Source organism: Lysobacter hankyongensis (assembly GCF_039543145.1).
Classification (GTDB): Bacteria; Pseudomonadota; Gammaproteobacteria; order Xanthomonadales; family Xanthomonadaceae; genus Lysobacter_I; species Lysobacter_I hankyongensis.
Map to the genome: position 1 here is coordinate 263,633 of NZ_BAABJE010000014.1, position 10,580 is coordinate 274,212.

Consider the following 10,580-nt stretch of genomic DNA (forward strand, 5'->3'; position numbering starts at 1 on the left):
GTTTCATGCACGGTGCGCCATGGGCGCACCCTATGCGAGCATTGCGTGAACGACACATCGATGACCGACGACTGGGCACGACAACAGGACGCGGAGGATCCGCTGCGCGACTTCCGCGCGCAGTTCCACATTCCGCGCCACGACGGCCGCGAGATGGCGTATTTCTGCGGCAATTCCCTCGGCCTGCAGCCGAAGGGCGCGCGCGCGTACGTCGACGAAGTGATGGACAAATGGGCGCGCGACGCGGTCGAAGGCCATTTCCTCGAACCCGCGCCGTGGATGCCCTATCACGCGCTCGTCCGCGACGGCCTCGCCGAGGTGGTCGGCGCGATGCCGGAAGAAGTGGTGGCGATGAATTCGCTCACCGCCAACCTGCACCTGATGATGGTCAGCTTCTTCCGCCCCGACACGCAGCGCAACGCGATCCTGATGGAAGCCGGCGCGTTTCCGTCCGACCGCCATGCGATGGCATCGCAGCTGCAGTTCCACGGCCTGTCGCCGGAACGGCATCTGATCGAACTGGAACCGGACCGCGCCGACGACACCTTCTCGATGGTCGCGATCGAACGCGCCATCGCGGAGCATCGCGACCGGCTGGCGCTGGTGCTGTGGCCCGGCGTGCAGTACCGCACCGGTCAGGCCTTCGATCTGCAGGCGATCGCGCGCCTCGGCCACGCCGCCGGCGCGATGGTCGGTTTCGATCTCGCGCATGCGGTCGGCAACCTGCCGCTGCGCCTGCACGACAGCGGCGCCGATTTCGCGGTGTGGTGCCACTACAAATACATGAACGCGGGTCCGGGCGCGGTCGCCGGCTGTTTCGTGCACGAACGCCACGCACGCAGCGACCGGCCGCGCTTCGCGGGCTGGTGGGGACACGATCAGGCCACGCGCTTCCGCATGGGTCCGGAATTCGTGCCCACGCCCGGCGCCGACGGCTGGCAGTTGAGCAATCCGCCCGTGTTGGGCCTCGCGCCGCTGCGCGCATCGCTGGATCTGTTCGCGCAGGCCGGCATGGCCGCGCTGCGGGCGAAATCCGAACGGCTGACCGGGCATCTCGAAGCCCTGATCCGCGCGCATCTCGCCGACACCCTGCAGATCGTCACGCCGGCATCGCCGGCCGAACGCGGCTGTCAGCTGTCGCTGCGGGTGGTCGGCGGTCGCGAGCGTGGCCGGGCGTTGTTCGAATTCCTCGGCGCGCGCGGCGTGCTCGGCGACTGGCGCGAGCCCGACGTGATCCGCATTTCGCCGGCACCGCTGTACAACACACACGACGATGTCGTGCGCTTCGTGCGCACGACACAGGAATGGCAGGCATGACGGATTCCAGGCACCTCACCCTCGTCGGCGCCGGTCTCGCCGGCCCGCTGCTCGCCACCCTGCTGGCGCGGAGCGGCTGGACGGTGGACCTGTTCGAGCGCCGCGGCGATCCGCGCGTGCACGGCTACGCCGGCGGGCGCTCGATCAACCTCGCGCTGGCCGAACGCGGACTCGACGCGCTGCGCACCGCCGGGGTCGACGCCGACGTGTTGAAACAGGCGGTGATGATGCGCGGACGGATGGTGCACTTCGCCGACGGTCGCGAACAACTGCAGCGCTACGGTCGCGACGACAGCGAAGTGATCTGGTCGATCAGCCGCGGCGACCTCAACATCGTGCTGCTGAATGCCGCGGAGGCCGCGGGCGTCAGGCTGCATTTCGATCGTCGTCTGGAACGCGTCGATTTCGACGCCGGCATCGCCCATTTCGTCGGCGAGCGCGAGGATATCGCGCACCGGTTCCACGCCCTGATCGGTTGCGACGGCGCCGGGTCGAGCCTGCGCGCAGCGATGCAGCAGGCCACCGATCTCGGCGAGCGCATCGAAATCATGCCGCACGGCTACAAGGAGCTGGAAATCCCGCCCGGGTTCGACGGCGGCTTCCGGATGGAACCGAACGCGCTGCACATCTGGCCGCGCGGCGATTACATGAGCATCGCGCTGCCCAACGACGAACGCACCTTCACCGTCACCCTGTTCCTGCCCAACACCGGCCCGACCAGTTTCGAGACGATCCGCAGCGGCCTCGACGCGCAGGCGCTCTACGCCCGCGATTTCGCCGACGCGCTGCCGCTGATCCCGAACCTCGTGCACGACTACGAGGCCAACCCGACCGGCATGCTGGCCACGCTCTATCTCGACCGCTGGCATCTCGACGGTCGCGCGGTGCTGCTGGGCGATGCCGCGCACGCGATGGTGCCGTTCCACGGCCAGGGCATGAACTGCGCGTTCGAGGACTGCGTGGCGCTGGCATCGCACCTGGCCCGCGCTCCGGACGGCGCCGAACCGGACACCGCGACCGCGTTCGCCGCGTTCGAGGCGGAGCGCAAACCCAACGCGGCCGCGATCCAGCAGATGGCGCTGGAGAATTACCGCGAGATGAGCGACCGCGTCGACGACGCGGATTTCCTGCTGCAGCGCGCACTGGAACGCAAGCTCGCGGAGCGCCATCCCGGCGTGTTCGTGCCGCGCTACGCGATGGTCAGCTTCATGCGCATTCCCTACGCCACCGCGTTCGAGCGCGGGCGCATCCAGCGTGCGCTGCTGGTAGAGGCCACCGCCGGCCGCGACAGCCTCGATGATGTGGATTGGGGCGTGCTCGACGCCGAAGTGCGCGCGCGATTGACGCCGCTGGACGCGGGCTGAGCGATGGCCGCGAGCTTCCTGTTCTACGACCTGGAAACGTTCGGCACCGATCCGCGCCGGACCCGGATCGCGCAGTTCGCGGCGATCCGCACCGATGCCGATCTGAATCCGGTCGACGAGCCCTGGGACTTCATGGTCAAGCCGGCCGACGATCTGCTGCCCTCGCCCACCGCCAGCCTGATTACCGGCATCGCACCGCAGCGCGCGCTGCGCGATGGCATGCCCGAGGCCGAAGCCTTCGCGCGCATCTTCGAGGCGATGTCGGTCCCCGAGACCTGCACGCTGGGTTACAACTCGCTGCGCTTCGACGACGAGTTCGTGCGCCACGGGCTGTTCCGCAATTTCTTCGATCCCTACGAGCGCGAGTGGCGCGGCGGCAATTCGCGCTGGGATCTGCTCGACGTGATGCGGCTCGCCCATGCGTTGCGCCCCGAGGGCATCGTCTGGCCGCTGCGCGAGGACGGCGCGCCCTCGTTCAAGCTGGAGCATCTCGCCGAAGCCAACGGCGTGCGCGAAGGCGACGCCCACGAGGCGTTGTCGGACGTGCGTGCGCTGATCGGCATGGCACGCAAGCTCAAGCGCGCGCAGCCGAAGCTGTGGGACTATGCGATGAAGCTGCGCGACAAGAAGTTCGCCGCGCGCATGCTCGACACCGTGGCGATGACGCCGGTGCTGCACGTCTCGCAGCGGTTTCCGGCCGCACGCCTCTGCGCGGCGGCGGTGGTGCCGCTGGCGCGGCATCCGAAGATCGACAACCGGGTGATCGTGTTCGATCTGCACGAAGCGCCGGACGCGCTGCTGGCGCTGGACGCCGGGGAGATCGCCGACCGCCTGTACACACCTGCCGCGGATCTGCCGCCCGGCGAGGCGCGCATTCCGCTGAAGGAAGTGCATCTCAACCGCAGTCCGATGCTGATCGAATGGGCGCATCTGCGCGAGGCGGATTTCGAGCGGCTGCGGATCGATCCGGCACAGGTCGAGGAACGTGCCGAGCGGCTGCGCGAAGCCGGTCCGGCGCTGGCCGAAAAGATCCGCCGCATCTACGCCGACCGCGCCGACTTCGAGCCCGGCGACGTCGATGCCTCGCTGTACGACGCTTTCCTGCAGGACGCCGATCGCCGCAAATTCCCCGACGTGCGCGGCACGCCGCCGCCGGCGCTGGCGCAGCGCGACTTCGCGTTCCAGGACGCGCGCCTGCCGGAGTTGCTGTTCCGCTATCGCGCGCGGAACTGGCCGGACACGCTGTCGCCGGCCGAACGCGATCGCTGGAACGCGTATCGTCGTGGCCGCCTGTGCGAAGACCGCGGCCTGTCCGAATTCACCTTCGACAGCCATCGCTCGGAACTCGCCGCGCTGCGCGCCGCGCACGCCGGCGACGGCCGCGCGATGGCGCTGCTCGATCAAGCCCAGGCATGGGCCGATGCCCTGGAGACCGACCTCGCATGACCGCGTATTTCACCGACCGCAGCCTGAAATTCCTGCGCGCGCTCGCCCGCCACAACGATCGCGAGTGGTTCCATGCGCACAAGCAGGACTACGAGCAGCATGTGCGCGCGCCGTTCCTCGCGCTGATCGCGGATCTGCAGCCTGCGCTGCTGGAAGTGAGCGAACACTATCGCGCCGACCCGAAGACCGTGGGCGGCTCGCTGTTCCGCATCCATCGCGATACCCGCTTCTCCAACAACAAGGCGCCGTACAAGGAATGGCAGGGCGCGCGGCTGTTCCATGCGCGCAGCAGGGAAGTCGAGGCGCCGTCGTTCTATCTCCATCTGCAGCCGGGCAACTGTTTCATCGGCGCCGGCCTGTGGCATCCGGAACCCGAAACGCTGCGCCGCGTGCGCCACTTCATCGTCGACAACCCCGGAAGTTGGGCCGCAGCCGCGCACGCGCCCGCGTTCCGCAGGCGCTTCGACCTCGACGACAGCGAAATGCTGGTGCGGCCGCCCCGCGGCTATCCGGCGGACTTCGCGCATATCGACGATCTTCGCCGCAAGAACCACGTCGCACTGCGCACGATCGACGACGCAGCGATGACCGGCCCGCGCCTGCTGGCCACGCTGTCGAAGGACCTGCAACAGCTCGGCCCGTTCATGGATTATCTCTGCGCGGCGCTCGATCTGGAGTTCTGACGCGTGCGCTGCCCGCGGGTCGTTCACCGCTCGTCGCAGCGCGGGCGGATTTGGTGCAGCGCGGGGTGACAGCGTCAATACGCTTCCGTATGCTAGGTCGCAATGCCAACCCCCACAGACTGGCAGAGCTGGAGCACACGACGCCCCCGCGTCTTCTGCAGCATCCGGGAGCATCGCGTCTCGAACGAAGGACAAGCGCGGCCCACGGCCGCGTTTTCATGGATCAAGAAACAATCAACCGAGGGGACAATCAACGTGCGTAGATACCTCAGCGGGCTCCTGCTCGCCTTGGCGGCACCGCTTGCGTTCGCGAATACCGGCGTGGCGTTCGTCCACGGCACCGGCGCCCAGACCAACGCCTACAACGACTACTGGCAGCCGGCCATGGTGGACTCCGTCCGCGGCGGCCTGCCGAATCCGGCGAATTACGTCGTCATCAACTGCGATTTCGGCCAGTACTGGTGGGACAGCCGCGCCGCCGGCTGCCTGGCCGGTCAGCTCACGAATTTCATCAACAGCAAGGGCATCACCCGCCTGATCGTGATCACCCATTCGAACGGCGGCAACGTGATGCGTTGGATCCTGTCGAATCCGACCTACGACAGCCGTTATCCGAACATCATCAACAAGACCGTTCGCGTGAACGCGCTCGCACCGTCGTCGACCGGTACGCCGCTGGCGGACGCGGTGATGAACGGCACCGTGTTCGAAGCCGCGGTGGGCTGGCTGCTCGGCTATCAGAACGATGGCGTGCGTCAGCAGCAGACGAGCTGGATGGTGTTCTACAACGCCAACTATCTCTACGGCACCGGCGGTCGTCCGGCGCTGCCGAAGACCTTCCGCAGCGTGGTCGGCACCGATGTCGATTCCTCGCCGTTCGACGGCGACAGCTACTGCGGCGGCTACACCCAGAATGTCGGTCTGGAAGTCACCCAGAACTGGCTCGACGGCTGCTCCGATGGCTTCCTCAACTGCAGCAGCCAGAGCGGCGCCGGTTCGGTCTGGTTCTACGACACCTCGCGGATGGCCGGCGGCGAACCGCTGTCGCACAACCAGAGCCGTCGGGCCTGCTTCGGCCTGAACAACATTCTCCGCACCGATGCGGGCCAGTGAGGACAACGCCATGAGACTTTCCATCGCCATCGCCCTCGCACTCGTCTCCTTCTCCGCCGTCGCCGCGCAGCCGCTGCGTCCCGCCGGCGGCAAGGACCAGGCGCCTTCGCGCGTCGTCGCCCTGCCCGCGCCGTCCGCGAACATCGAACGCGCCCCGGTCTCCTTCGCATGGAAGCTCGATCCCATGCAGGCCATGCAGGCACCCGCGCCGCATGTCGCGCAGAGCCGCGAATACTGGGAGACCGTCGACGCCGCCGAACTCGATCGCGGCGTCCAGCTGAAAACCTCCGCACCGGGCAGCCTGATCCGCATCAGCCCGACCACCGGCTCGCGCGGGCTGCGCACCGACGAACTGCAGATCAACGGCAGCCGCGGCGCCGCGAAGCTGCAGTCGATCGCGTCCGACGCCCAGTTGGCCAAGGCCGGCATGGACGTGCAGAGCGGCACCGTCATCGCCAAGCTCGGGATGCAGGAAGGCGCCGACACCTACACCGTCCGCGTCCCCAAGGCCCAGGGCACCTATCTGGTCCACGTGTACGAGCCGGAAAGCACCGACGTGCTGCGCGCCGGCGCCGACCGTCACCACGCCCTCGCCGGCTCCAGCCTGCGTTTCGACGTCGACTTCAGCCAGGCCGGCAAGCGTTCGTCGGCACTGCAGGCCGAAGCCCTGCTGGTCGCACCCGACGGCCGCAGCTGGCCGGTGGCGATGGCCGCGGACGGCGCCGGTGGTCTGACCGCCAAGGTCAAGCTGCCCACGAACGTCGGCACCGCCCCGGGCCTGTGGGAACTGCAAGTGTTCGCCGACGCCGGCGGCATCCAGCGCGACGCGCGCACCGCGTTCGCGGTGTCGGCGCCGACCGCCCGCTTCAACGGCGTGTTCGCGTTCAACGCCAGGACCATGCGCATGGCGCTGCCGGTGCAGGCCGGTTCGCCGGGCCGCTACGAAGCCCGTGGCACGCTGTTCGCCACCGCGCCGGACGGCGTGCTGCGCCCGGTGTCGGAAGCGCACAGCGCCGCGTGGATGAAGCGCGGCAACGGCATGCTGGTGCTGCAGTTCGATCGCAGCCACCTGCCGCAGGGCTACGGCGCGCCGTTCGAAGTGCGTCAGCTCGAACTGAACGACCAGTCGCGCATGGCGCCGCTGGAAAGCCGCGAAAGCGCGGGCCGCGCCCGCTGAGGCACGGTTCGCAGGCAGCAACACCGACAAGGGGCCGAAAGGCCCCTTGTCGTTTCCGGACGTCTCGCTGCAAGCAGGAGTAGCGCTGCGCAGGCCTCGGCATCTGCCAGGGATCCTGGCGAGCCGGCTGAATGGCCGGAGAGCATCCCACTCGCCTCTCGTACAAATACACCCGGACGAACCCGAGCCTGCATCGAAGCCAGCAACACCCCTGTGGGAGCGACGGAAGTCGCGACGCTTTCCGAGGAGAGGGATCTGCCACTCACCTGTTGGAATCCCGCAGCCACTCGCGACTTCCGTCGCTCCCACAGGGCTCCGATGACGGATCAGGCGGCGCTGCCGATGCCATCGGAAGATGTCGAACGGGCGCTCAGTCGTCCGACGGTGGCCGGTTCACGACGCCGTGCGGCACATGCCCGGCAGCGACGTGTTCGCGCGCGGAGTCGATGTTGTGCGGCGAATCGTCGAAAAAGATGTCGGCACCGAACGCCTGCAGAAACGGCCCCTTCGGCCGGCCGCCGAGAAACAGCGCCTCGTCGAGACGGATCCCCCACTCGCGCAGGGTGCGGATCACGCGTTCGTGGGCCGGCGCCGAACGCGCGGTCACCAGCGCGGTGCGGATCGGACAGGTTTCGATCGGATAAGCCACCTGCAACCGGTGCAGGGCGTCGAGGAAGGCCCGGAACGGCCCGCCCGACAGCGGCTCGTGCGCGCGTTCGCGCTCGTGGCGGGCGAAGGCTTCCAGACCGCCCTCGCGCGAGACCCGCTCGCTCTCGTCGCCGAACAGCACCGCGTCGCCGTCGAAGGCGATGCGGATCTGTTCGCGCCACACGCCGTCGCCCGAAGGTACGACCGCCGGCGCCGGCAGCAAGGTCGCCGCGGCGATGCCGTGCTCCAGCGCGCGACGCACGGCCTCGGCATCCGCCGAGAGGAACAGATGCGCGCCGAACGGCTTGATGTAGGGCCAGGTCGGTGCGCCGGAGGTGAACGTCGCGCGCCGGATTTCCAGCCCGTGGTGCTGGATCGAATTGAACACGCGCAGGCCGGTATCGGACGAATTGCGCGACAGTAGGATCACTTCCACCCGCGGCACCCGATCCGCCGCCGCACCTTCGTCCGCGGCGACGTTCAGCGCCAGCAGCTTGCGCACCAGCGGGAACGCGATGCCCGGCGCCAGCACTTCGTCCTCGCGGCTGCGCTGATAGGCGGCGAACGCATCCACGCCTTCGCGCTCGAACAGCGCATGGCTTTCTTCCAGGTCGAACAGGGCCCGGGACGAAATGGCGATGACGAGGGGTTGCGGGACATCGACAGCGTTCATGCCGGTAGTGTGCAGGAAGAGTGCCTCGGGATGTGCGACGTACGATACGCTCTGCGCCAACGTCCGCATGGAAGTCGCCATGGCCCGCTCTCCCGCCACGCTGGCCGAGCAGGAACGACGGCTCCGCAGCATCGGCGAATCCCGCATGCTCGCTGGCCTGCTGCCCGGTTCGCTGCTGATCGCGGTGGCGGCATTCGCCGGCTTTCGCCACGCGGACGACCAGACCCTCGAAGTGCTGTGCCTGTTCGTCGGCGGCTGTTCGGTACTGGTCGCCTTCGCGGCATGGACCTCCGCGACGCACCTGCGCCATGCCGCCGCCGGAACGCGCCGCGGCCGTCGGATGCCGGCGACGCTGCGCCTGCGCGAGGAGGACGACGACGGGGCCGCGCCCCACGGCATCGTCACGCTGCACGCCGATCCGCGCGGGTGGGACATGGCGTTCGCGACCTCGCCCGACTGGACGCCGGAGGCAGGCAGCCACGAGGTCGAGGCCGTCATGCTGTCCGATGTGCCGTGGCCGGTGCTCGTGTACTGCGGCGAGGGTCTGCTGTGGCCACGACAGACACCGCGGCGCGTATCGCGGAGCGTGAAGTAGAGCGCTAGGCGCGTCCCTGCAGGTGCCGGGCCTGGCGCGACGGCGTGTGGCCCTTCTTCTTCGGCATGGGCAGCGGCAATGCCGCATCCGGGTCCTCGAAGGACAATCGCGAACGCCCGCCCTGTCCGCGGTAATCGTCGATGAGCGCCTGGTTGGCGACACCTTCGTCCAAGCCGCCCTCGTTCGTCAGGAAGTTCTGCAGCAGATGGACCATGCGTTCGTGGGCGATGGCGTGGGTCTGTCCGATGCCGGCATACAGCCAGTCGCTGAACGCCAGGAACCGACGAAAGGGCGCGTCAGCCAGCAGCAGCGGCAACGTGCGCGGATATCGACCGGAATTCGCGATCATGTCCCAGTAGCGCGAGAAGCGGGAGAGCCGCTGCATCGTCGCGAAATCGATGACGTCGGTGCAGAGGATGTTGTACGGCGGATCGGGATTGAAACGGAGATCGTGCGCCTGCGTGTGGCGGGCGATCGGCGCGCCGCGCAGTCGCTTGAGGATGCCGAACTGGATCTCGTGCGGCGCCAGCGCCACCAGCCGGTCGAACCCGCGCGCGAAGCTCTCCACGCTTTCGCCGGGCAGGCCGGCGATCAGATCCACATGCAGATGCGCCTTCGAGTGCGCGCGCAGCCACTGCAGATTCGCGGCGGCCTTGTCGTCGTTCTGGCGACGCGAGATCCGGGTCTGCACCTCGGGATCGAAGGTCTGGATGCCGATCTCGAACTGCAGCGTGCCTTCGGGGAATTTCGCGATGGCGCCCTTCAGCCGGTCCGGCAGGTGATCGGGAATCAGCTCGAAATGCACGAACGGCGGATCCTCGGGCGCGGCATCGAGCTTGCCGAGGAAGAAATCGAGGATCGCCAGCGAGGTGTCGACCTTGAGATTGAAGGTGCGATCGACGAACTTGAACTGGCGCACGCCGCGCGCGTACAGCGCGTCCAGCGATGCGAGGAAACGCGTCAGCTCGAACGGCCAGGCGGTCTTGTCCAGCGACGACAGGCAGAACTCGCACTTGAAGGGACAGCCGCGCGAAGCCTCGACGTAGAGATGCCGCTGGCGCACGTCCTCGTCGGTGTATTCGTCGTAGGGCAGCACCAGATCCTTCAGCTCGGCCTGCCGTCCCGGGATAACCCGCGCATGCGGCGCCTCGCCGGCCAGCAATTGCCCCGCCACTTCGGCGAAGGTCACGTCGCCCCAGCCGGTGATCACGTAATCGGCGAGCGCGCAGATCCGCTGTTCACCGACCTCGTAGCTCACTTCCGGGCCGCCAAGCACGATCGACAGCTCCGGCGCGACCGCCTTCAGCTGCGCCACCAGCCGCGTGCTCTCCTCCACGTTCCAGATGTAGACCCCGAGCCCGAGGATGCGCGGGCGCTTGGCGAGGATCTTCTCGACGATCTCCTCGGTCTTCTGCCCGATCACGAACTCCGCGATCTCCGAGCGCTCGCGCAGATCGCCCAGATTCGCCCGCAGATACCGCAGCCCCAGCGAGGCATGCGAATAGCGGGCGTTGAGGGTGGAGAGGAGGATGTCGGTCATCCGGGGATTGTATCTTCAGCCCGG

At 68.1% G+C, this 10,580-nt stretch carries 9 protein-coding genes; 7 read left to right on the forward strand and 2 right to left on the reverse strand.

What is annotated here, in order from left to right:
• Positions 1 to 60: 60 nt before the first annotated feature.
• From kynU to ABD974_RS13250, 6 genes are all read left to right on the forward strand, one after another.
• Entirely contained in the window at positions 61 to 1,317 is a 1,257-nt protein-coding gene (kynU, locus tag ABD974_RS13225; RefSeq protein ID WP_345303807.1) for a kynureninase, read from the forward strand.
• Entirely contained in the window at positions 1,314 to 2,681 is a 1,368-nt protein-coding gene (locus tag ABD974_RS13230) for an FAD-dependent oxidoreductase (RefSeq protein WP_345303808.1), read from the forward strand. The genes kynU and ABD974_RS13230 overlap by 4 nt, the downstream gene beginning before the upstream one ends.
• A gap of 3 nt (positions 2,682 to 2,684) precedes the next feature.
• On the forward strand, positions 2,685 to 4,127 hold the full coding sequence (sbcB, locus tag ABD974_RS13235) for an exodeoxyribonuclease I (RefSeq protein ID WP_345303809.1): 1,443 nt from the start codon (positions 2,685 to 2,687) through the stop codon (positions 4,125 to 4,127).
• Entirely contained in the window at positions 4,124 to 4,810 is a 687-nt protein-coding gene (locus ABD974_RS13240) for a DUF2461 domain-containing protein (protein WP_345303810.1), read from the forward strand. The genes sbcB and ABD974_RS13240 overlap by 4 nt, the downstream gene beginning before the upstream one ends.
• 255 nt (positions 4,811 to 5,065) lie before the next feature.
• Entirely contained in the window at positions 5,066 to 5,923 is an 858-nt protein-coding gene (locus ABD974_RS13245) for a hypothetical protein (protein WP_425562688.1), read from the forward strand.
• Positions 5,924 to 5,933: 10 nt separating this feature from the next.
• Positions 5,934 to 7,100: a DUF4785 domain-containing protein gene (locus tag ABD974_RS13250; protein WP_345303811.1), complete on the forward strand. Its 1,167-nt coding sequence runs from the start codon at positions 5,934 to 5,936 to the stop codon at positions 7,098 to 7,100.
• A gap of 370 nt (positions 7,101 to 7,470) precedes the next feature.
• On the opposite strand, the gene ABD974_RS13255 is transcribed toward ABD974_RS13250, so the two are convergent.
• Positions 7,471 to 8,421, reverse strand: coding sequence for a 5'-nucleotidase (locus ABD974_RS13255; RefSeq protein WP_345303812.1), 951 nt, complete (start codon positions 8,419 to 8,421; stop codon positions 7,471 to 7,473).
• Between the two features lie 79 nt (positions 8,422 to 8,500).
• On the opposite strand from ABD974_RS13255, the gene ABD974_RS13260 reads away from it, so the two are divergent.
• A complete protein-coding gene (locus ABD974_RS13260; protein WP_345303813.1) occupies positions 8,501 to 9,016 on the forward strand; it encodes a hypothetical protein in 516 nt (171 codons plus the stop codon).
• Positions 9,017 to 9,020: 4 nt separating this feature from the next.
• Here the strand turns inward: ABD974_RS13260 and ABD974_RS13265 are convergent, their stop codons facing one another.
• Positions 9,021 to 10,556, reverse strand: a complete 1,536-nt coding sequence (locus ABD974_RS13265) for a B12-binding domain-containing radical SAM protein (RefSeq protein ID WP_345303814.1) — start codon at positions 10,554 to 10,556, stop codon at positions 9,021 to 9,023.
• Between the last annotated feature and the right edge of the window lie 24 nt (positions 10,557 to 10,580).

Excerpts from the sequence above, each read along its gene's own strand:
- kynU (WP_345303807.1), top strand. The coding sequence starts at position 61 with ATGACCGACGACTGGGCACGACAACAGGACGCGGAGGATCCGCTGCGC.
- ABD974_RS13230 (WP_345303808.1), top strand. The coding sequence starts at position 1,314 with ATGACGGATTCCAGGCACCTCACCCTCGTCGGCGCCGGTCTCGCCGGC.
- sbcB (WP_345303809.1), top strand. The coding sequence starts at position 2,685 with ATGGCCGCGAGCTTCCTGTTCTACGACCTGGAAACGTTCGGCACCGAT.
- ABD974_RS13240 (WP_345303810.1), top strand. The coding sequence starts at position 4,124 with ATGACCGCGTATTTCACCGACCGCAGCCTGAAATTCCTGCGCGCGCTC.
- ABD974_RS13250 (WP_345303811.1), top strand. The coding sequence starts at position 5,934 with ATGAGACTTTCCATCGCCATCGCCCTCGCACTCGTCTCCTTCTCCGCC.
- ABD974_RS13255 (WP_345303812.1), bottom strand. The coding sequence starts at position 8,421 with ATGAACGCTGTCGATGTCCCGCAACCCCTCGTCATCGCCATTTCGTCC.
- ABD974_RS13260 (WP_345303813.1), top strand. The coding sequence starts at position 8,501 with ATGGCCCGCTCTCCCGCCACGCTGGCCGAGCAGGAACGACGGCTCCGC.
- ABD974_RS13265 (WP_345303814.1), bottom strand. The coding sequence starts at position 10,556 with ATGACCGACATCCTCCTCTCCACCCTCAACGCCCGCTATTCGCATGCC.